General features: G+C 65.1%; 20 protein-coding genes and 4 pseudogenes. 12 read left to right on the top strand and 12 right to left on the bottom strand.

All coding sequences use genetic code 11. The annotated features are described in order from the left end of the window. Positions 1-29: 29 nt before the first annotated feature. Positions 30-212 carry a hypothetical protein gene (locus tag ACYVKL_RS37170; protein ID WP_379172436.1) on the bottom strand — a complete coding sequence of 61 codons (183 nt, stop codon included), beginning with the start codon at positions 210-212 and terminating at the stop codon, positions 30-32. 324 nt (positions 213-536) lie between these two features. Here ACYVKL_RS37170 and ACYVKL_RS37175 point away from each other — a divergent pair, with 324 nt between their 5' ends. After that, positions 537-764 carry a hypothetical protein gene (locus tag ACYVKL_RS37175; RefSeq protein WP_379172439.1) on the top strand — a complete coding sequence of 76 codons (228 nt, stop codon included), beginning with the start codon at positions 537-539 and terminating at the stop codon, positions 762-764. A gap of 607 nt (positions 765-1,371) precedes the next feature. Here ACYVKL_RS37175 and ACYVKL_RS37180 read toward each other — a convergent pair. Continuing rightward, entirely contained in the window at positions 1,372-1,962 is a 591-nt protein-coding gene (locus ACYVKL_RS37180) for a recombinase family protein (protein ID WP_379172441.1), read from the bottom strand. A 285-nt stretch (positions 1,963-2,247) separates the two neighbouring features. Between ACYVKL_RS37180 and ACYVKL_RS37185 the strand changes: the two genes are divergently transcribed. Beyond that, positions 2,248-2,586, top strand: a complete 339-nt coding sequence (locus tag ACYVKL_RS37185; RefSeq protein WP_379172443.1) for a metalloregulator ArsR/SmtB family transcription factor — start codon at positions 2,248-2,250, stop codon at positions 2,584-2,586. Positions 2,587-2,597: 11 nt separating this feature from the next. After that, complete coding sequence (locus ACYVKL_RS37190) at positions 2,598-3,347, top strand: DUF2071 domain-containing protein (protein ID WP_379172445.1); 750 nt, start codon at positions 2,598-2,600, stop codon at positions 3,345-3,347. Between the two features lie 169 nt (positions 3,348-3,516). Here ACYVKL_RS37190 and ACYVKL_RS37195 read toward each other — a convergent pair. Beyond that, positions 3,517-6,529: pseudogene (locus ACYVKL_RS37195) on the bottom strand (Tn3 family transposase). A 232-nt stretch (positions 6,530-6,761) separates the two neighbouring features. On the opposite strand from ACYVKL_RS37195, the gene ACYVKL_RS37200 reads away from it, so the two are divergent. Continuing rightward, positions 6,762-6,983, top strand: coding sequence for a hypothetical protein (locus ACYVKL_RS37200; RefSeq protein ID WP_379172447.1), 222 nt, complete (start codon positions 6,762-6,764; stop codon positions 6,981-6,983). 410 nt (positions 6,984-7,393) lie between these two features. On the opposite strand, the gene ACYVKL_RS37205 is transcribed toward ACYVKL_RS37200, so the two are convergent. After that, on the bottom strand, positions 7,394-7,720 hold the full coding sequence (locus ACYVKL_RS37205; protein ID WP_379172450.1) for a hypothetical protein: 327 nt from the start codon (positions 7,718-7,720) through the stop codon (positions 7,394-7,396). Here ACYVKL_RS37205 and ACYVKL_RS37210 point away from each other — a divergent pair. The 3 genes and pseudogenes from ACYVKL_RS37210 to ACYVKL_RS37220 all read left to right on the top strand — a co-directional run bounded on the left by ACYVKL_RS37210 (position 7,707) and on the right by ACYVKL_RS37220 (position 9,989). Beyond that, positions 7,707-7,976 carry a hypothetical protein gene (locus tag ACYVKL_RS37210; protein ID WP_460774165.1) on the top strand — a complete coding sequence of 90 codons (270 nt, stop codon included), beginning with the start codon at positions 7,707-7,709 and terminating at the stop codon, positions 7,974-7,976. The two genes, ACYVKL_RS37205 and ACYVKL_RS37210, sit on opposite strands and share 14 nt — an antisense overlap. 98 nt (positions 7,977-8,074) lie before the next feature. Further along, a pseudogene (locus ACYVKL_RS37215) lies at positions 8,075-8,218 on the top strand (DUF4158 domain-containing protein); the annotation flags it as partial. 607 nt (positions 8,219-8,825) lie between these two features. After that, positions 8,826-9,989 (top strand): IS110 family RNA-guided transposase, encoded by a 1,164-nt coding sequence (locus ACYVKL_RS37220; protein WP_379172454.1) that lies wholly within the window; start codon positions 8,826-8,828, stop codon positions 9,987-9,989. 165 nt (positions 9,990-10,154) lie between these two features. Here the strand turns inward: ACYVKL_RS37220 and ACYVKL_RS37225 are convergent, their stop codons facing one another. Then, positions 10,155-10,280: a hypothetical protein gene (locus ACYVKL_RS37225; protein WP_379172456.1), complete on the bottom strand. Its 126-nt coding sequence runs from the start codon at positions 10,278-10,280 to the stop codon at positions 10,155-10,157. 263 nt (positions 10,281-10,543) lie between these two features. Here ACYVKL_RS37225 and ACYVKL_RS37230 point away from each other — a divergent pair, with 263 nt between their 5' ends. From ACYVKL_RS37230 to ACYVKL_RS37240, 3 genes are all read left to right on the top strand, one after another. Then, complete coding sequence (locus tag ACYVKL_RS37230) at positions 10,544-10,816, top strand: hypothetical protein (protein WP_379172458.1); 273 nt, start codon at positions 10,544-10,546, stop codon at positions 10,814-10,816. Between the two features lie 276 nt (positions 10,817-11,092). Next, positions 11,093-11,380: a hypothetical protein gene (locus tag ACYVKL_RS37235; protein WP_379172459.1), complete on the top strand. Its 288-nt coding sequence runs from the start codon at positions 11,093-11,095 to the stop codon at positions 11,378-11,380. Then, positions 11,377-11,703 carry a hypothetical protein gene (locus ACYVKL_RS37240; RefSeq protein WP_379172461.1) on the top strand — a complete coding sequence of 109 codons (327 nt, stop codon included), beginning with the start codon at positions 11,377-11,379 and terminating at the stop codon, positions 11,701-11,703. The genes ACYVKL_RS37235 and ACYVKL_RS37240 overlap by 4 nt, the downstream gene beginning before the upstream one ends. A 990-nt stretch (positions 11,704-12,693) precedes the next feature. On the opposite strand, the gene ACYVKL_RS37245 is transcribed toward ACYVKL_RS37240, so the two are convergent. Then, entirely contained in the window at positions 12,694-14,151 is a 1,458-nt protein-coding gene (locus ACYVKL_RS37245; protein WP_379172463.1) for a HEAT repeat domain-containing protein, read from the bottom strand. Positions 14,152-14,293: 142 nt separating this feature from the next. Here ACYVKL_RS37245 and ACYVKL_RS37250 point away from each other — a divergent pair. Continuing rightward, a pseudogene (locus ACYVKL_RS37250) lies at positions 14,294-14,440 on the top strand (helix-turn-helix domain-containing protein); the annotation flags it as partial. Between the two features lie 471 nt (positions 14,441-14,911). Here the strand turns inward: ACYVKL_RS37250 and ACYVKL_RS37255 are convergent. After that, on the bottom strand, positions 14,912-15,664 hold the full coding sequence (locus tag ACYVKL_RS37255; RefSeq protein WP_379172465.1) for an SDR family oxidoreductase: 753 nt from the start codon (positions 15,662-15,664) through the stop codon (positions 14,912-14,914). A 94-nt stretch (positions 15,665-15,758) separates the two neighbouring features. Between ACYVKL_RS37255 and ACYVKL_RS37260 the strand changes: the two genes are divergently transcribed. After that, on the top strand, positions 15,759-16,385 hold the full coding sequence (locus ACYVKL_RS37260; protein ID WP_379172467.1) for a TetR/AcrR family transcriptional regulator: 627 nt from the start codon (positions 15,759-15,761) through the stop codon (positions 16,383-16,385). 344 nt (positions 16,386-16,729) lie between these two features. On the opposite strand, the gene ACYVKL_RS37265 is transcribed toward ACYVKL_RS37260, so the two are convergent. The 5 genes and pseudogenes from ACYVKL_RS37265 to ACYVKL_RS37285 all read right to left on the bottom strand — a co-directional run bounded on the left by ACYVKL_RS37265 (position 16,730) and on the right by ACYVKL_RS37285 (position 20,064). Then, positions 16,730-17,362, bottom strand: coding sequence for a site-specific integrase (locus ACYVKL_RS37265; RefSeq protein ID WP_379172469.1), 633 nt, complete (start codon positions 17,360-17,362; stop codon positions 16,730-16,732). 79 nt (positions 17,363-17,441) lie between these two features. Next, positions 17,442-18,200 carry a class I SAM-dependent methyltransferase gene (locus ACYVKL_RS37270; protein ID WP_379172471.1) on the bottom strand — a complete coding sequence of 253 codons (759 nt, stop codon included), beginning with the start codon at positions 18,198-18,200 and terminating at the stop codon, positions 17,442-17,444. Positions 18,201-18,294: 94 nt separating this feature from the next. Continuing rightward, positions 18,295-19,022: pseudogene (locus tag ACYVKL_RS37275) on the bottom strand (Tn3 family transposase); the annotation flags it as partial. After that, on the bottom strand, positions 19,016-19,480 hold the full coding sequence (locus tag ACYVKL_RS37280; protein ID WP_379172473.1) for a hypothetical protein: 465 nt from the start codon (positions 19,478-19,480) through the stop codon (positions 19,016-19,018). The pseudogene ACYVKL_RS37275 and the gene ACYVKL_RS37280, both read right to left, overlap by 7 nt. A 20-nt stretch (positions 19,481-19,500) precedes the next feature. After that, a complete protein-coding gene (locus ACYVKL_RS37285; RefSeq protein WP_379172475.1) occupies positions 19,501-20,064 on the bottom strand; it encodes a tyrosine-type recombinase/integrase in 564 nt (187 codons plus the stop codon). Positions 20,065-20,088: the final 24 nt, after the last annotated feature.

Raw genomic sequence — 20,088 nt, forward strand, 5'->3', positions numbered from 1 at the left:
GGCATTGTGTCGATGGGTGTCCGGGCTGATCATGCGGCTGATTCCCGCAGCCGGTGACGGCCGATCCGGACCGGTGTTTCCACGACCACGGGCAGCTGTTCGGTGGGCGGGTCGACCAGGCTCCACAGACGACGAAAGAAATCGTCCAACGAGCTGTAGCGTGCCAGGACAGTGTTGATCAGTGCCTGCGCTGCCGGAATCGGTTCGCCCACTTGCTACCCCTCACCTCACCGCTATACCGCGGACCTAACGGCCCACCGGCATTCTGCACGAACTACCCGAGCTATTTCCGAGTTTCTGCAACCGATTACGCCAATCCTCGACGATTCGTGTCACGAGCGGGGAACTCCGCGCCGCTCCAGGCCAGTTGTCGGTAGTGTCGGCCACGGGTGACCGAACGTCAGCAGTGGGCTGAAATACCGCTCGGCTACCACGCCGCACCGGCTTTTTCGGCCGCCCAACAACCGCTGTCCACGCTCGCCCACGGGAGCCAGATGAAACCCGCAACGAAGAACCTACGGAAGCCATGAACCAATATGGCCCCGCATTTCACGACCGCCGGCGGTGGTGAGGACCCGATGAGCCGGTTGGCCGAGCTGCACTTGCTGTGCACCCCGATCCACCGCTTGCACGGCCTGCTCGCGATCGCCGACGAACTACGCGAGCGCTACCCCGACCTCGGCCCCATGCTGACCGAGATGCGATGGCGCCGCCGACGCGATCCGCACCGACGTCGGCATCCGCAGAGAACTGGCCGGGCCTGAAGTCTTCGCCCGCACCACCAATTTCGCGATCGTCCCCGCCCGGGTCCGCGGCCACTGGCACACCAATGCCGATCACCAGCTCACCGCCGCCTACCTGCGCTACCAGCGCGACGGGCTCGCGTGCTGCTACATCGGGCCCACCAGCGTCGCCGAGCTCCACGCCGATCGCCGCCGCCCGCGCCGCATCGTTGTCGGGTGGGGCCGGACGGCCTGAGATCTCCGACAGGCCTCGCGTTGCGCGGCCGCAGCAGTTCGGCGCGGCAGCCTCTCGGTGGGCAAGGTGCATTTGTCTGGTCGCGTGATCTAGATTCGCGGCATGATCTCAGCGGGGAGGGGTCGCCTGGTTGTGGCGGCGATCAGTGGCTTGATCGCGGCCGGATGCGGCACACACGAGAGCGAACCAGCATGGCGTCCGCCGGCGATCGGCGACGGGACCGAAGCTCAGCATGTGCGGATCGTCGGGGGGATGACCGACGGGTCAACCACGGCGACAGTGCATTCGAGCTACCGCTGCCCCTCCACGGGGTCCCGGTAGAACTCGCGCGAAAAACAACGACAATGGCTTGACCAGCAGCGATGTCAGGTTTCCGGTTCTGAATTGATAGGGCTACACGCGCGGCGCGGGGCCGCTGATGATGCGGTGGATGGTGGAGCGGCCGACGCTGTACTCCTCGGCCAGGTCCGCAAGGCTCGCGTCGTCGTCGGGATCGTGGTATCGGCGGTGGATCGTTTTCCGGGCGGTGAGAGGGAGTTTGGGCTGCTTGCCCTTGAGGCGGCCCTTCGCGCGGGCCTTGGCCATGCCTTCGCGGGTGCGCATGTGGCCGAGATTGGCCTCGAATTCGGCCACCATGGCGAGGGTCTGGAGGAAAAGCTTGCCGAACGGGTCGGCCCAGTCGTAGATCTGGCTGCCGAGCCCAAACAGGATGTCCCGTTCGCGCAGGCTGGTCAGGATCTCGCCGGCTTCGGCCATGTTGCGTGCGAATCGGTCGAATTTCGTCGTGGTCAGTACCACTTGCCGCTCGGTGACCGCCGCGGCGGCGGAGGTGACCGCGGTAAGCGCGTTGTCCAGGCCGGTGCGGTTGCGGCGGGTGGTGCCAGAAAACCCTTTGTCGATAAAGATCCGATCACTCGGCACGCCGAGGGCGATCAACTGGTCGGCTTGGATCTCGACGTCTTGTTCGTCGGTGGAGCAGCGCACGTATCCGACGCGGAAGGGTTCGACCACACCGGCGATCGTTCCACATGACGGGGGTTCACCGGAACAGTTCACGGAACACCTCTACGGAACACCTTGACCAGGGCGTGAGTTCTGCGACCGTGGTGTTCCGTTGATGGATCGACTTACGGAACATCTGCTCGCCCTGGCGACAGCACGTGCGCAGGCCAGGGCGCGTGGTCTGATGTCTGTGGCCACGACGTGATCTGGCGGCTGGAGTACCTTCCTTCTTTATTCGCTATTTAGCTATGGTGCTAAATTGTAACCATGACCGAGTTCGGGCTAGAAGAGGAAGCCGGAGTGTTCCGCGCGCTGGCCGACTCCACGCGTCGACAGATCTTGGAGGATCTGCGCTCCGGCGAGTTGACCGCAGGTGATATCGCTGCGAAGTTTCCGATCAGCGGTCCTTCGATCTCCCGACATCTGGGTGTGCTCAAGGCAGCCGGGCTCGTCCGAGAGCGACGAGTCGCCAATCGGATCTTCTACTCGCTTGTCGAGGAACGACTGGCGTTATGTGTCGGCAGGTTCCTCAGCGCGATCTGCCCGGAACAGGTCATCGTCAGGCAGCGCAGACTGCGAACCACGAAGAACAGGGATGCCGGATGAGACCTCCGCGGATGTCCAGCGTCGTCGAGCGACGTCTTCTCGTGAACTACCGAATCGACCCCGAGGTCGCCGCGAGCTTGGTGCCGCCGCCTATGCGCCCTCAATTGGTTGACGGCCGGGCGGTTGCCGGCATCTGCCTGATCCGCCTCGGACAGTTCCGCCCCAGTTGGCTACCCGGCTGGGTCGGGATGCGCACCGAGAACGCGGCGCACCGCATCGCTGTCGAGTGGGATGGTCCGCAGGGACTCTCGACCGGTGTGTACATCCCGCGCCGCGACAGCGGTTCGGCGATCAATGTCCTTGCCGGTGGCCGGCTGTTTCCTGGTGAGCACAGTTTGGCGCGGTTCGACGTGCGGGAGACGGCGCAGGACCTGCATGTGGCCTTCACCAGTCAGGACAAGACGGTCTCCGTGAGCGTGGACGTCCGGACCGCCGAGCGGTTCCAGGGAAGTGAACTGTTCGCCGATCTGGCGCAGGCATCGGACTTCTTTCGGCGTGGCTCGGCCGGATTCTCGCCCACACATAGCGGCCAATGCCTTGATGGGCTCGAACTCCAGACGGACGCATGGCAAGTCGAGCCGGTCGATATCCACTCGGTTCGGTCCACGGTCTTCGACGACCAGGACCGGTTCCCGCCAGGCAGCGCGGTGCTCGACTGCGCCTTACTCATGCGGCAGGTGCCAGCGACCTGGCACCCCCTTCCGCCCCTGCGGGTCGATGCCGGCTCCACGCCTGCAGGGAGTAGCGCACATCCGGAATAAGTGCACTGCGCCAGTCATCGGGCGGGTAGCACCGGATCCAGCTCCCCGTACACGGCAGTTTCGTCAGCGCGACTTTCCGCGCCGAAGTCGAGTGCCTTCTCGCGGGGAATGGGCTGGTCGGACGGCAAATCTGGAGAGTACACACCACTCTGGGGTCCACCACCGTGGGTCAGAACAGCGTGTCTCGCACCCGCAGGGGCCGGTACCCGGTGGGCCCGAGCTGGGCAAGTTCAGCATCGATGTCCACTTCGATCGCGCCGAAGAAGTTGATGTTCTCGCTGTGCGCGGGTGAGATGTGGGCTAGCACCTCGTCGTCTATCCGCCGACCGGTCCGGCGCATCTGCTCCACCGCGAGACCGTAATACTCTGTGGTCCAGGCGATGACCGCGTTCGTGGCCAGGGTCAGGCACCAGGCTTGTTCGGTCTGGGTCTCAAGGTGGCGGGCGCGGATCATGCCCTCGTGCGCGTACAGCAGGTCGCGGCGCAGCGCGTGCAGGGATTCGCCCTTGTTGAGCTGGCGGGCGATCCGCCGCCGGTAGTCGGGATCGGACAGGTATTTCGCGGCGTAGATCGTACGGCGCAGCGCCCCGTACTCCTTCAATGCCGCGGCCAGGGCGTTCTGGCGACTCGAAGCGGAGAGCTTGCCGACCAGCAGCGAGGCGGTGGCGTGGCCGAACTTCAGCGATCCGGCCAGCCGCAGCAGGTCGTCGTAGTGCTCCGCGATGAGGTCCAGATTCAGCTTGCGAGTCAGCAAAGGGCCCGCGTGTGGGAACCGGGCCTCGGCCTCGGCGCGCGGTCCCGGCCGGTACAGGGTGATTCGGCCCAAGTCGCGGATATGGGGCGAGAGCTGCAACCCGAGCAGATCGAACAACCCGAAGTTCACCAGCGTCACCCCGTGCGTGTCGGTGGCGTGCTCGGTGATCGGCAGATCCGTTGCGTTGCCGAGTATCTCGTCCAGCACATAGTGGGCTTCGCGTTTCGTGGCGACGATGACCTTCGTGCCGTAGGTGGCGTGCTGATCAGTCACGTGCGTGTAGGTGGACAGCCCTTCCTCGGCAAAATACCTGCTCAACGCCCTGGCGGTGAGTGATTTGCCGCGGGTGGGGAACCGTTGCCCGTCGCTCGAGGACAGCGTGCCCGCCCCGAACACCGCGGTCAGCGGCAACCGCTGGTGGTAGTCGATCAGCGCCAGATTCGCCGCCCGCAGGGTTTCCTCCCGCACATACCACTCTGAAGTCCAGGACAGGATGTCGTAGGAGATGCCGCACGCCTCGGCCATCCGGGTCAATCCAAGGTTGGTGGAGTGCGCCAGCAGCACCGCGATCAGGTTGCGCTTGAGTTCCGGTGTGCGGGTCTGTTTTCCGGTCGCGTGGGTGAAGCAATCCAGGTAACCGGTGCGTTTGTCCAGTTCGATCAGCAACGACACGATCGGCGCGAACGGCAGCATCTCGGTCAGCTCAGCCTTCAACGCCTTCGCCTCGTCGGGGACGTCTTCGGCGGTCAGCGGCGAGATCACCAGATCCCCAGTCTCGTCCAGGCGCACCGGGCCCTCGCCCTCGTAGGACCGCCTCGAGCTCACCGAGCGCGGCGTGTAGCTCGTCGACCACCACGGCCAGCGCCTGGCCGGGATCGGCGGATTTGCCGACCAGGCGGCAGAATTCGTCTCGCTGAGGCTCCCACTGCTCGGGGGTGAGCAGGTAGGCGGTCGGATCGGCGTAGCGACGCGAACCGGGCACGTACACATCGCCGGTGCGCAACCCATCGCGCAGGCCCAGCAGCACGCACAGCTCCCAATAGTGCCGGTACGCAGTGATATTGCCGGAGCGGCGGGCCTCCTCGAGGTAGCCGCGCCACTTCGCCGGCACGAACCCCGTAGGAGCCTCGTCGAACACTTTGCGGCGGCCGGTCGCGTTCAACTCGCGCAGCATGTCCACCGCGATCAGCAACTCCGTCGCCGCGGTCCCGCCAGCGAACCCCACCGCCGACAACACGTGCGGGGTGAACTGCCGCAGATACGAATACGACGAATTCAACGCGGCCAGATGCCCGTGATCACGCGGCAAACGGGGCTTGGCCTGCGCGACAGCGTTCCGCAATCGCTCCCACCCGATCTTCTCTCCGCGCAGCAGTGCCCCGACCGCTTCGTCCGGAATCGCGGGATCGTTGATGATCGCCAGTAGCTCATCGAGGAGGGCTTGCCGGTCCTCACCGGTCTTGCCGCGTTCGGCCAGCTCTTCTTTCATCCGCCTCTCCGCGGTGCTGAATTTCGCCGAGACCGCCTGGTCGAACAGATGCACCACTTCATCGAGCACATCGGTCGCCGACTGCGCCAGCACCGTCAGCAGGATCGGGTACCGGCGCTGCGAATCCCGCCGCTGCAAGGCCTGCGGAGTCAGACGCCGGCCCATCGTAGCCAGGAACCGGCGGCGCTCCGCCGGGAGCACCGACATATCCAGGCGGTCCGCGCCCAGACCGCGCAGGAATCCCAACTTGTCCACCTCGGCCTTCACCGCGGACGCCGAAGCCTCCACCGGACCGGTCGACAGCCACCGCAACCGCGAGGTCCGCAGCGAGGGATCGATGTCCAGCAGCGCATCCAACCCCGCGCACCGCTCGAGGGTGAACTCGTGGGCCAGCCGATCATAGGTCTCGGACTGAGCCTCCTCGCGCGCATGCGCGACACGGCGAACCAGTGTGTCCGGGCCCGGCCGGATCACCCGCGCTGACACCAGATACTCGCACGCGAGCTGGAACAACAACGTCGGGGAATCATGCTCCATCGACCGCGCCAGCAGAAACTCATCCAGCTCCTTCAGCTCCATCGAACCCGGCGGCCGCCACCCCAGAAACTGCGCAATCAACCGCAGATGCTCGGTACGGGTTTGTGCCCGCTTGCCGTACGAACGGATCAGCGACGCATCCACTTTCAGCTGCTCGGCCAACCGAGCCGCCACCACCGGCGGCGCCGTGGAAACCTTGTCCGGCACGAACCCCAGCCACGGCAACGTGCACAACGCCACCGCCATACCCAGCCGTTCTCCCGGGCCGCGCCCTCGCCCCGGCGTCAGAAACGCGATATCAGACGGGGTGAGCGTGAAGAACCGGAACAACTCCTCCCGGCTGATCTGCGGAAACTCCCGCAGACGCGCCAACTCCTCGTCTGCGAATACCCGCGTCGCCACGAAACCCGACCTCCAGCACACCAACCAACCTCAACGGCAGCCAAGCCAACCACCAGCCCAGCACACCCGCAGCCCAATCCGGACAACACGACATCGGTGCTGGTCAAGCCATTGTCGTTGTTTTTCGCGCGAGTTCTACCGGGACCCCTCCACGGCACCCACGGGCGGGGAGATCGCCGCCATCCTGGCCATCGCCAGCTCCGGCGCGAACAGCACACGCGAGAAGATCCCGGTGACCTGCGATGGTGTCGAGCACAACTTCGACGTCGAGTTCGACGGCGCGTTCCCCGCGGGCGATCTCATGGTCTACGCCGACTACTCGATGCAGCTGCCCGTCATTCCCGTCACCACCGTCCCCCGCCCGAACCCCGGTGGTGGCATCGGATTGAGCCCGCTTCTGCGTGAGGTCGCAGGCGATCACGCCCACATCCTCGCTCTGAAAACTGTTGAGTGACGAAGCGGTTGACGCCCGTGTCGCGGAGCCGCCCGGCGACGGGCTGCGAATCTCGCAGGCGCCATTGAACTCCGGACCCAGGCACCACCCGCGGCTGGCGCAGAACCCGGATGAGTGCGGCTGACAACGAGGGGGTTGCCGTGGCGACCGCAGCTAGTCGACAACCCGGGTCAGAGACCCCGATGGCATCGGGAACGGGTAGGCGCCCGGTGCTGCGCCAGCCGGCAACACCATTACCCGTCCATCTTGGGCCATCTCCTGCACCACGAACACCGACACCCCGGCTTGCCCCTCCCGCACCCGCTCACCCTTGTTGAACACTCGACCACCCTAGTCGGCCCGGCCGACCACGCCGATCACCCACACCAAACGCTCTGCTGGCGCGGCACAGCGTCCGGTAGTCGGCTGTCCTAGGGGACTGCGGCAAAGGCCACCGAGACGACCTCGGGGACAGCGTGTTCGGCCTGATCGATGGTGCCCGGGTGTCTGTAGCAGTCCACCCAGAGCAGGTCCGAGCCTCGGCGAACGATCGCTGAGGCGAACCCGGTTGCGCCGTTGTCCTCGTCGCGGGACGCGGTGCACGCCTCGTCCCCGAGGCCGCGGGCGTTGCGGAAGCGCCCGGCGACCGCGGTTCCATCACAGGCCGACTCGAGAGCGTCGGAGGCACGATCGGATCCGGAGTGCCAGGCAACTCGGCGCCGGTGCACGATGACGAAGTACCTGATGATCGCCGCCATGCTCGGATCGTTCGCCACCGCAATGGGAGTCGGTACAGGCACGGCATCGGCCGACGTCGATATCTGCAACCTTCCCGACACCTTCTGGCCCGTCCCAACGGTCGTCGGGCGCGTGTGCGATCAGGGAGGTCTGATGGGGGAAATGCCTCCGCGCACGCTCGACGACAAGTGGGCGGCGCTGGATTGGCAAGGCAAGTGCGTTCGCATCGACAACGATCCCGTGACCGGGCAGCAAACGGTCTCCCCCGCCTGCTAGGCCGCATCACGCCAACTGCCTCGTCCGAGGCCTCGATGGCCGTGGAGTTGGCATGGCGTCCAAGTCAGTCCAAGTTACCGTTACGAGATAAGTAGGGGTTGGCGCGTCTGCGGGGGTTCCCGGAGATCAGCCGCGAGGAGTTGTTCCGGTTCTTCACACTGACCCCCGCGGATATCGCGTTCGTGGCACCGTGCGGACGCGGGCAGGCGGTGCGGCTCGGGCTTGCGGTGGCCCTGATGACCGACAATGCCTGTTCGTGTGTCGTGGCACCGACCTCGTCCCGGGGATCGTTCGGTCGGTCCTCATCCAGTTCGTGAACGTGTTGCCACATATGAGCGGGCGCTGACAGCAGGTGCCGTCACCGTGGAGGCACCGCTCGACACGCCGTATGGTGACCGCCGAGCCATGGTCCGCGACCCGTTCGGCAACGTCTATCAGATCGCGAGTCGGCGCGGGACCACCGCGTGATCTGCAACGTTCATCGTCCCGCCTTTCGTCATCGAGCCACCATCCTCGCACCACCTCACCATGCGGTGGCCTCTCTCGTCGCCACTGATCACAGAGCGCACATAGCGCTGAATACCCCTATACGACAATCAATTACAACGGAAGTGCACCTGTAATCGGCTACTTAAGACTGGTGTCAGGACTTGATCCCGGCCAGGATCAAGTCCAGGTGCCCGGTGAGAAGCTCCCTAATCGGCTGCCCGCCTGCGTCATTGGTGTGGCTCTCTCATGGCTTGCCTCTCGCCGGGCGCCGTGCGAGGAGTGGCTGGAAAGGGGTCTGCCCGAGCTCGAAGTAGCGTTGCCCGCCCTCGCCGATAACCCCGTCGACCAGGGAGGACACCGATGACAGTCATCATCGGCATGGATCCACACAAACGCTCAGCCACCATCGAAGTCATCGACCACACCGGCAAGATCCGAGCTGTCGGAAGATACGGCACCGACAAAGCCGGCTACGCCGAAATGCTCACCGCTGGCAGGAAATTCGGAAACCGGGTGTGGGCGGTGGAAGGCTGCAACGGTATCGGCCGCCATATCGCCCATCGTCTGGTCCACGACGGGGAAACCGTACTCGACGTGCCAGCGAAACTCTCCGCCCAGATACGAGTATTCGCCACCGGCAACGGCCGCAAAACCGACCCCGTCGATGCCCACTCGGTCGCGATGGCAGCACTGCACTCACCGAACCTGCGTCGGGTCGAACCCGATCCAGACCTGCTCCTGCTGAGCATGCTCTCTGATCGCCGCGACGAACTCGGACGCGCCCGCACCGAAACCATCAACCGCCTGCACCGGTTCCTGCTCGAACTTTTCCCTGGAGGGGCGGAAAGATTCTTGTCCGCCACGAAGGCGCGCGCGTTGATCGCGACGATCAAACCACGAGATCCGCTCGGCAAAGCCCGACGCCGGCTGACCGTCGAGCTGATCGGTGAACTCGACAACATCGACCGAAAGATCAAAGCCGCCGACAAAGAGTTGCGCCAACTCATCATCGACCGCGGATCGACATTGATGGACGTGGTCGGCATCGGACCATCCAGCGCCGCAAGGCTTCTCGCAGACACAGGGAATATTCACCGCTTCCGAAACCGGGACAGGTTCGCCTCCTGGAACGGCACCGCGCCCCTGGACGCCTCCTCCGGGGAACAACAGCGGCATCGACTCTCCCGCGCCGGGAACCGGCGCATCAACCGTGTCTTGCACATCATGGCCGTGGTCCAGCTACGCAATCCGACCCGAGGCCGCCTCTACTTCGACACCCGCAAAGCCGCAGGGAAGACCTCGATGGAATCGATGCGCTCACTCAAACGCCGACTTTCCAACGTCGTCTATGCCCGCATGCTCGCCGACCAACGACAACGCGAAAAGGCAAGCCCGGGAGGGCACTCGGGAACGACTCTGCAATCCAGCGCGACCGGCCTCACCCCGCACACCGATCCTTCGGAAAAGCCACATCCCGGACCTGCCACCAACAAGGTTAACCCCGCACCCGCAGCAGCGTCTTGACATAAAGGGGAGCCATGAGTGTGAATTTGGATGCCGGGAAGTTTCCGCTGGCGATGACGAGCGCACGGTTGGTGACAACAACGGTGGAAATCTGGTGACAGATGGCCTGATCGGAACGACGAGTCGCGCCAGGTCGGACAGGCCCGAGGCAACTGCCCTTCGCCATCAGGATTCGTCCGCTCGCATGTCGGCCATGGGGGTGTCCAGTTCGGCTACACCGGTGCGCAATTCACGGCCCGAACCCTCATTGGCGGCGATCAGGATCGACTCCCCCTTCCCCACACCCGCCACGCCAAATAGGACACTTTGTCTGGGCACGTTGAGGCTTCTCGAGGTGACAGACGCCGAGCATCGGCGAGCAGCAGCTGCAGGCAGGGAGTGTTCACACCGGCTGAGGTTCCATGGGATGTCGGCGCCGTCGACGGGGATGTGGAAAGGCTGCAGGCCCGGCCCGGCTGGCCGGGGCGCGCAGCGATGCCGGCGCTGTGGCGTGGGCCGAGAAGAATGCCGACCGTCTCGTCTGGCCGCGGCTGCGCGAGCATCGCGCCAGCTAAGTGTTCGGTTACGTCCTCGACGACCGCCTGCTGACGGCGCTGAGCAACGGCGACCACGGTTCCGGTGCGTTGCTGGCCTTGCTGCATAACCGCGATGTTCGGGTGTGTGTTGCGGCGGTGACGCCGGCGTATGCGTTCGCCGCGTTGCCGGAGGAGCGGTGCGGTGAGTTGTTGGGCATCGCGGTGGCCATGACGAACACGGCGGTGGAACCTGTCTCGGATGCCGTTGATGCGCTGCAGCGGGCCGAGTTTCTTGGCCCAGGTTCCCGATGATCCGGCGGCAGTGCACGCTGTGGTCGCGTCCGGTAAGCAGGACATGGAGATCGCGACCGTCACCCCCAGGCGATTGCAGTTGCCACCGCAGGCGACCCCATCCAAGCTGCGATCACCACGACTACGCGCGACGAGACTGCGGCCATCGCGCTCGAAATGGGTGCAGAGTTCCGATACAAGGCGGGTCGTGTCGACGAGCAGGCCCTCAACGCCCGCCGATAGCTACTGTCCGACCTACATCAACCTGCTGTAATACCCAGGTATTATGGTGTGTGCGTGGAGTACGAGTGGGCACCGACAAGTCGGCAGTTTCTCCAGCATTTCCAGGTGCAGACCTGGGAGGTGATGGAGATTCTGTACTCGGCTCGCCGGTGGCCACGGCCGGCCCGGACCGACCAAGGTCTACCGGTGCTGACCGTGTGGGGCCGCAGCGACGAAGGCCGTGGACTGGTCGTCATGCTGCGGCAACTGCCCTCGCCCTCCACACGCTGGGAAATCCTGATGGCAGTGCCGATGGGAGAACACCAGATCACCGAATACAACGTATGGGAGGCCAACCAATGAGCGACTCCAAAGACCAGGGCTACCCGCACACCCCCGAGGCCGCTGCGGCGTTCCTTGCTGGCATGACCTTCGACGACGACGCCCCTGTGCCGCAGCTGCCGCCGACCGAAGACGAGATCGAAACCGGCATGGTCACCACCTCCCTGAAGATGGACGCCGACATGCGGCGACGCGTCCGGGAGGCTGCTGCCGAGCACTGCATCACGGCGTCGATGCTGATCCGCCAGTACATCGAAATGGGCCTGGCAGCCGAGAACCCCGAGCGCATGGTCCGGCTGTCCGATGTCGTCCGGGCCGTGTCCAACCTGCGCGAAACCGCCTGACGGAACTTCCTGATCCTCGACGGCGAACCAGCAAAGCAACACGACACTCAGCCGCCGACCCTCTGACACGTGCCACTGACATCTCCGCTGGTTCGGCGAAGTTGGGTGAAGACTGATAGGTTTCGCGCCGAGAGTCGCTAAATGAGCCGCCGGGCACTTCGGGCGCTCTCGTCCATTCGGCCTGTCACGTCCATTGTGGTGCCGTGCAGGGGCGTTGGCGTCGCTTGCGCGCGACGGCCTGGGGACGAGACTCCACACGGCATCGGACGCGAACTCGTCTGCCTGCCTGCGTGATCCGGGGATCGTTCTCTCCTGCGTGCTGGTCGATGTCCGCTGCCTTTGGCCCGTGACCGGGTGGGTGGTGACAGCGCGAAATGCTGTTGAACTCGGGAGAACTCGAATCATGAAAACTGGTCTTGGTGTTCGCGGCGCGACGTTGGCGGCGGCTGCACCGGTCAGGGGGCCTGGTCTTTGACCAGCAGGATAATTGCCGCTGAGTCGCGACGCCGTGGCTACTCTGGTGGATCCTGACGTCGACTATCGGTGAATTTTTGGCACCAGCCGCATGGGGCGCTGACCGAACCGAGCGACAGGAGCTAGGGAATCTGGATCTGGTCTACGCGCCGATCGACCAGGTCGCGGATTGCGACGAGCTCTTGGTGATCAAAGCGTGCGCCATCGTCTGGAGCGACCGGTGGGACAAATATGATCGTTTTTGTCCCACAACGGCATCCCGGCGAGGAGCGCTGTGACTCACGTCGGAAAGTGGCGGTGTTCTCGCGCTGTTGGGTGGCGTCGCCGGTGACGACGGTGCTGCGGGGGGGCTCGACGACGTCGGCGGTGATGGATGCGGGACGAGAGTTGGAAGTGGAGAGGTCATTGCACGACGGCTTCCGGGTCGCGGATGCGCACGGGGTGCCACGCTGGAGGAGTTGGTACTGGGGTGAGGCGGCCGAGGAATCCTGGCGGATGCCGAGACCTCATCTGGATTCAGATGACGATTGCACCACCGTGGTGTCGTTCCCGTCCGCATATCGTGTGCGCGAGCACCCCGTGCCCGATCACCCGCGTGGCCGGTCCGAGCATGTGCGGTCCCACGGAGGCGCGTTCGGCGACGGTGCAGGCGCTGCGCCGCGCCGGGATCCCGGTCCGCCGAGCGAATTCGTCCCACCGGTCGGCAACGGCGTCATCGAAGGGCGCTTCCAGCCGCTGGAACATGTGGTCACCCAGAATCTCGCCGAATATGTCGTCCCACATGTCGGCCGGAAAGCCGTTCGCCGCGAGCCAGTCGGACACGGATTCGCCGCGCAGTCCTTCCTCCGCGTGATGCAACCGATCGGATTCGCTCAGGTCCGTCAGTTCGTGAGCGTCCTGGCTGATGTAGCGAATGTTCTTCCCATCGACAGCGATACACCAACCGCCGGAGTCATAGCTACCTTCTCCGATTTCCTTGTACCAGTGCGCCTCGCCGAAGCGGCGGCTAAGCTCGACACAGTATGGTTCCGGTTCGTTCAGAGACATGGTCAATCGAGCTAGTGCCATCAGCTCGTCGTCTCCGTGCGCGTGATCCAGCTCGTGCATTCGCCGGTGATCGTCGAGCCTGCATGCGGGGACCGGGGGACCGAACACGAGCGTCCAGCCGTCGAATGCAGGACTGACATACCGCAGCCCGCATCCGGACACTGAGGACCCCATCGCCATTGTCGCGGGCACTGGATCCGAGAGTTCGAATGCGTCCAGCACGGCGGCCTGGTCTTCGGTCGGCACCGCGTACCACTCGAACCCGTCAGGTATCGGGTAGGGGCGTGGCGTTTCGGCTTGCAGCTTCCTCATGATGAGCCGATGGATCGCCATTACATCGGCGGGTTCGATAGCGCGCCAATCGACCTGGGCCAAGGCAGCGAGCGCGCCGCGCCGTTCCGGAGCCGGGGAGCGCCGGACACGCTGCAGCAGCGGGATCGCAGCAGGGCCGAACCGGCCGAACGATTGGACGGCGGATTCGGTGACCGACTCATCAGTATCGGCCAGCGCGGGTACAAGTAGCGGCGCGAATTCCAACTCCCCACAAACGCTCATGACATCTGCAGTATTCCTACGCTCAGGGATCCGCTCGGAGGTGAGCCGCTGCGCGTAGTACAGCGCTTGACCTACTTCCGGGACACCGAGTGCCCGGCAGGCCCGGCGCGCTACCCGGTCTGCGTCCTCGGACACTACGCCGGAGGATCGGAGCGAGGCGAGTGTCTCGACCAACCCCCGCGCGGCGAACAGCCCGAGCTGCTGCAACACCGTAACGCATGCCTGCTCTGCACGGGGTGTGGAATCCTCGTGCAGCACCCGCAAAAGCGGCTGCACCGCATCCTTACCCGCAGCTACCAATTCGTTCTGCGCGTTGGTCCAGGTTCGGTCGTCGGCGGCGCCGAGCAACCCGATCCAGTGTTGTACGTCCATCGGAATGTCCTCGCCTCGCAGCCCTTCCACCCAAACGGTTGGTTGACGGAGTGACGTCCACTCTGGCACACCAAGCCGACGAGATCGTTCGAAGAACTCGAATCAGGCCCCCGCCCGAAGACGAGTCGGCGGCCGGCCACCAGCGCTCACCCAGTTGCAAGCGATCAAGGCCCGCGAGATGTACGACGAACGCGACCACCACGGCAAACGCAACTACACCGTCGCCCAGATCGCCGAAACCTTCGGCGTCTCCCGCAAAACCATCTACCGCCACCTCGAGCCCGCCTGAACGCAATGACCGCTTGCGACTAGAAGCATCACCGCTGGTCAAGCCATTGTCGTTGTTTTTCGTCCGGTTACTACCGGAACCCCCAGAACCGACAACTCCTCCGGCACAAGACGTTTCGATCGATCGTTGACGACGAGCCGAACATCATGCAACACAAACGATCACGACCGCTATACACGAACACAACTACCGAGGACGCGGTCGAAGGTCGGTTTGTCAGTTCACCCGTAAGGGCGATGGATTCGACAGGTCGGCAACCTCGATCGGGCCCGGGACCGCATCGAAAACTGCCGGCCATCGTCACACCTCAGGTACGCGGGGCGAACAGCGTCCGCAGTTCCAGGTCCAGAGTACGAGGTCGCCCATGCGGCCGATGGTGCTGTCCAGTCTACTGGAAGACCAACTGAACGAGATCATTTCGGACCGCGGGCGAGCCCGCAACAGGTCCGACGACAGCAAGCCTCATGCTGGTCATAGCAGCGCACCGCCCGTGGCGTCGATCCATTGGCCGGTGACCCAGCGGCCGTCGTTCGAGGCCAGGAAGGCCACGATATCCGCGATTTCGGCCGGCTCGGCCACACGATTCATCGCGGACATGGCCGCGACTGCCGCCATCGTTTCGTCGTTGCGCAACCATCCGGCGTTCATGTCGGTGTCGACCACGCCCGGCGCGACAGCGTTGACGGTGATGCCGCGGGCGCCGACCTGCTTGGCCAGCACCGAGGTGAAGGCATCGATCGCGCCCTTGGTCATGGTGTAGGCGAGCAGTTCCGGCACGCCCGCGCCGCGAGTGAGGTTGGTGGAGATATTGATGATGCGGCCGCCGTCGCGCAGCCGGTCCAGGCCCAACTTCGTGACGAAGAACGGAGATTTCGTATTGACGGCGAAGACCCGGTCGAAGTCGTCCTCGGAGGTATCCTCGATCACCGCCCGGACGCCGTCGGTCCCGGCATTGTTGACCAGGATGTCGAGCCCGTCGGCGTGCGCGTCGAAAGCGGTCCAGAGGGCTTGCGCGTCGCCGGGGGCGCCGAGCGGGGCGGCGAACGCGAACGCCTGACCGCCCGCCGCCTCGATACTCGCGACAGTTTCCTTCGCGGCGGCGACATTGCCGTTGTAGTGCACGCCGACCCGCGCGCCGTCGCGCCCGAGACGCTGGGCGATGCCCCGCCCGATGCCCCGCCCGCTGCCTGTGACCAGCGCCGTCTTGCCGGTAAGCACGCCCATGATCTTGCCCTTCGCTCGGCGATCACATTCTCTAGCGATCGATACAGAATAGGACCCTAACACATTCACTAGCGGACGCTATAAAATTCCAGATGTGGCCATACAACCCCGGGGTCGCCCCCGCTCGTTCGACCGAGAAGCCGCCTTGGACAAGGCGTTGCGATTGTTCTGGGAGCACGGCTACGAGGCCACCTCGGTCAGTGATCTGACCAAGGCGCTCGGGATCGGCACCCCCAGCCTGTACGCGGCATTCGGCGACAAGCAGAAGCTGTTCAACGAGGCCGTCGCGGCCTACAGCACGCGCTACGGCGGCTTCGCAGCCCGCGCCTTCGACGAGGAACCGACCGCCCGCACCACGGCGGAACGCACCCTGCGGGAGGCAGCCGTCGAGTACTCGCTGCCGGGCCGCCCGCCCGGCTGCATGGTCATCCATGCGGGCATCAACACCACCAATAACGAAGTGCTGCACCTGCTCGAGCGGCTACGCAACGACACTATCGACGACTTCGAGCGCCGGATTCGCGACGACATAGCCGCCGAGCGGCTACCCGCCGACACCGACGCCCGCGCCCTGGCCCGCTTCACCGGGGCAGTTCTACAGGGCATGTCGCAGGCCGCACGGGACGGCGCGGACCGGGACGAACTGGAGCGAGTAGCCGCGCTGGCAATGCTGGCCTGGCCGAATACCCCGACCCAGGAGCCGGTTGCCTCGAAGGCGTGAACACTCCGGCAAATCGCTATGGCCAGTCGAACCATCGGCTGATCAACCCCCTGCTGGTGGGGTTGCAACACAACAAAGCGACCACCAGCCTGCAGGCAATCCTCTCCCCCAAAGTTAGCGGGATGCACCGCGCACAAACGATTCGGTTCCGCCACCGCGCCACCGCGCCACCGCGCCGGCGCGCACGGCCGCCTACCACGGCTCAACGTTCCACAACCGCCAGGTCTCGGCCGCGGCGCGGCCGGTGAACGACGCTGCGGCCGCACAGGGGAAGGACGGGGTTCCTGCGGTAGGGGTCGCCGTAGTATCGGCCGAATTTCGGGCGGATATGACGTAACTGCTGGTCAGTGGGTCCGGGACGCGCCGGGGCCGATGAAGCTGGCCAGTTCGCGCATCGCCTGCGGGGATAGTTTGAAGTAGCGGCGCAGGTTCTCGGCCTTGCGGTGACGCGACTTGGCCATCAGTTCGAACAGGCTCGCGCCGGATTCGCCGAGGTGTGTCAGCCCGGAGTGCCGAAGTTCGTGGAGGTCCCAGCCGGTGCCGGGTCCATCGGTGGCGGTGGCGGCATCGAGTAGGTCGCGGGCCTGGTCGTAGGACAGCCGCGCGAGTCCGGTGTCGGGGCACAGGTCGCGGTCGACGAGGTATTTCCCGGTCCGGGGCGGCGATGGGTGACGAATACCGGGCCGTGGGTGCGGCCGCGGATCAGCCGGGGGCAGGAGCCGGGCGGTGCCAGCGTCCCAGTACACGGTTTCCAGGACGTGTCCGTGGTGGGCAGCGCCGCGGCGGCGGGTGCGGGGTTTGGCGCCCTTGGATTTCACCCGGGCGCACCGGCCCGCCAGGTCGAGGTCCTCGATGTTGAGCTGGAGCAGTTCCTCTGCGCGAGCGCAGGTTTCATACAGAATCCGCCACAACGTCTTCTCCCGCAGATCTACCTCACGGCGGGCGATGAGCCGGTCGATCGCGGTCCGCGACCGCACCGGTGTCTCCGAGTCCGGCGGAGTCGATCGCGCGGCCGACGCGATGATCAAACGCGGTCCCGACTGCTGCACCGTGTGTTCAGGCGTTGGCGGATTCGTTGCGCCGCAGCACGATCAGTGGCGTGACATAGTGTTCGGTCACCCGGCCGCCGAGTTCGTCCACAGCTCGAGCTGCCTCATCCACTTCGGCGGGCTTCCAGTCGCTGAATGTGGTGAACAGGTCACGGATCTGGTCGGTCTGCATCTCGATCGACCACGGGAAGTGGCGCGAATGCGTGGTGACGAAATGCCCGCTGGCGGTCAGGCGAGCAGCCCACGCGTCGGTGTCGAGTTCACCATGCACGCGCCGTGGTTCCACCGCTGTACGGCGGGCCACGATCTCGGCGACTCGCTCGCGAAACGGCGTGATCGCGACAGTGGGGTCGCCGAAGGCGTTGCGCCACACGGCGAAATGGCCGCCGCGTCGCAGCAAGCGATGCAATTTCGGCACGACTACCTCGAGATCGAACCAATGCACGGCGGTGGCCGCGACCGCGAGATCATAGAATCCGGTGGGCAGCTCAACTTGCTCGGCCGTGACGGCGTGCACGACCGCGGCTGGACAGCGCCGACGCAGACGATCCGCCAGGGTCGGGCCTGGTTCGACCGCGTCGACCGACGCGCCCGCCTCGAGGAGTCCTCCGGTGGCCAGTCCACTACCGGCACCGAGATCAATGGCTCGGATTCCTGGCCGCAGCACTCCGAGATCTTGCAGCTCGGCCCACAGTACAGCCGGGTACGGCGGCCTGGCCCGGTGGTAGACCTCAGCATGGTTGTCGAAATGCAGTGGGTCGGGCATCCGGAACACTCTAATTCAGCGCTGGCCGTCTCGAGCGGCGCGACCAGCAGCGCGGAGTTCGATGAGGACCGCAGCCACGCCCGGAGCCGTGAAGTCAGAAGAGGGTGTCGCGTACCCGTAGCGGCCGGTATCCGGTCGGACCGAGCTGGGCGAGTTCGGCGTCGATGTCGACCTCGATGGCGCCGAAGAAGTTGATGTTCTCGCTGTGCGCCGGGCTGATGTGCGCCAACACTTCGTTGTCCATCCGGCGCCCGGCTCGGCGCATCTGGTCCACGGCGAGCCCGTAATACTCTGTGGTCCAAGCGATTACCGCGTTGGTGGCCAGGGTCAGGCACCAGGCTTGCTCGGTCTGGTCGTCGAGCTGGCGGGCGCGGATCATGCCCTCGTGGGCGTACAGCAGGTCTCGGCGCAGCGCGTGGAGGGATTCGCCCTTGTTGAGCTGGCGGGAGATCTTGCGCCGATAGTCCGGATCGGACAGGTAGCGGGCGGCGTAGACGGCGCGGCGCAGGGCCCCGTATTCCTTGAGTGCGGTGGCGAGGGTGTTCTGCCGTCCGGAGGCGGACAGCTTGCCGACCAGCAGGGAGGCGGTGGCGTGCCCGAACTTCAGCGACCCGGCCAGCCGCAGCAGATCGTCCCAGTGTTCGGCGATCAGCTCGAGGTTGGCACGGCGGGTCATCAACGGTCCGGCATGCGGGAACCGGGCTTCGGTGTCGCGGCGGGGTCCGGACGGTACAGGGTGATCCGGCCCAGGTCCCGGATCCGGGGCGAGAGCTGCATCCCGAGCAGGTCGAACAGCCCGAAGTTGACCAGGGTCATTATGTGGACAAATCAAGGCGGTCCTCTGTCGTTGTGTCGTCAGTGCTTTCGAGTAGTTGGTCGAGATCGGTCAGCAGTTTCTCGATCCGTTTGGCGGTGCAGTTGTGGCGTTCGACCTCGCGGTCCCAGCCGTGTGCCGCCGCATCGGTGGCCAGCGTTTGCTCGACCCGTCGCCGGGCCCGCAGCCGTGGCGCGTAGGCGGTAGTGGTGACGAACTTCGCGCAGGTCAAGTAGAGATCGCATTCGCATGGCCCTTCCTGCGGCAGACGCAGACAGTGACCGAGTTCGAGCTCGGTCTTGAAGAAGTTCGTCTTCAGCCAGTCGACTGCTTCCTCAGTCAAGGCACCGGATTTCAGCTCTTCGGCTGCGGGGCCGGCGAGGTTCGCGCCGGGTTCGAGCACCGCCTTGTAGTCCCGCAGGACCTCTTGGTCGCTGATCTGGGCGTAGACCAGCGCCATGCTCACGCTCGAATGCCCGAGGACCTTCATAATCGTGTGCAGTTTGGCCCGCGCTCGGCGAGTTGTGTGCCGACCGTGTGCCGGAATCGATGGGAGGTCACGGTGCCTCGTCCAGTGCCGCCTCGTCCGCCTGGTGCTACCAGTCCAACGGCCTTGCATGCCTTCTGGATTGGCGTGTCGAACAGGTAGAAAGTCGACAGCAGTTTGCCGTGCTGCATGAACAGATAGCGGACGGGCTGGCCGGTCAGTTCGTCGGTGAACGGCCGCTCGGGTGCGTTCCGGCGCAATGCGATGATGGTTTCCAGTGCGACGACCGCATCGTCGTGCAAGGGGACGACGCGCTCCTTGTAGGTCTTGCGCGCCGGAAGCCGCAGCCGACCCGTGCCGTCGGCGTAGCGGTCCAGGCAATCGAGTGGGAGGCGGCGGATCTCGTCGCGCCGGGCCCCGGACCAGCGTGCAATCAGCAACGCAGCCCGCTGGAATGAACACGCGAGCGCGCTGATGACCGGCATCAGCCGGTCGAGTTCGTCGTCCGGGATGAACCGGGGAACCCTGATCGGATTCTTCGGAAAATCACCGGCTCCGAGCAAACTCCGGCCCGGGACGTCGTCCTA

The sequence above is a fragment of the Nocardia tengchongensis genome, from assembly GCF_054781395.1.

Bases quoted from the DNA above. Each gene is read 5' to 3' on its own strand.
- ACYVKL_RS37175 (WP_379172439.1), top strand. From the start codon at position 537: ATGGCCCCGCATTTCACGACCGCCGGCGGTGGTGAGGACCCGATGAGC.
- ACYVKL_RS37185 (WP_379172443.1), top strand. From the start codon at position 2,248: ATGACCGAGTTCGGGCTAGAAGAGGAAGCCGGAGTGTTCCGCGCGCTG.
- ACYVKL_RS37190 (WP_379172445.1), top strand. From the start codon at position 2,598: ATGTCCAGCGTCGTCGAGCGACGTCTTCTCGTGAACTACCGAATCGAC.
- ACYVKL_RS37210 (WP_460774165.1), top strand. From the start codon at position 7,707: ATGATCGCCGCCATGCTCGGATCGTTCGCCACCGCAATGGGAGTCGGT.
- ACYVKL_RS37205 (WP_379172450.1), bottom strand. From the start codon at position 7,720: ATGGCGGCGATCATCAGGTACTTCGTCATCGTGCACCGGCGCCGAGTT.
- ACYVKL_RS37220 (WP_379172454.1), top strand. From the start codon at position 8,826: ATGACAGTCATCATCGGCATGGATCCACACAAACGCTCAGCCACCATC.
- ACYVKL_RS37240 (WP_379172461.1), top strand. From the start codon at position 11,377: ATGAGCGACTCCAAAGACCAGGGCTACCCGCACACCCCCGAGGCCGCT.
- ACYVKL_RS37245 (WP_379172463.1), bottom strand. From the start codon at position 14,151: ATGGACGTACAACACTGGATCGGGTTGCTCGGCGCCGCCGACGACCGA.
- ACYVKL_RS37255 (WP_379172465.1), bottom strand. From the start codon at position 15,664: ATGGGCGTGCTTACCGGCAAGACGGCGCTGGTCACAGGCAGCGGGCGG.
- ACYVKL_RS37270 (WP_379172471.1), bottom strand. From the start codon at position 18,200: ATGCCCGACCCACTGCATTTCGACAACCATGCTGAGGTCTACCACCGG.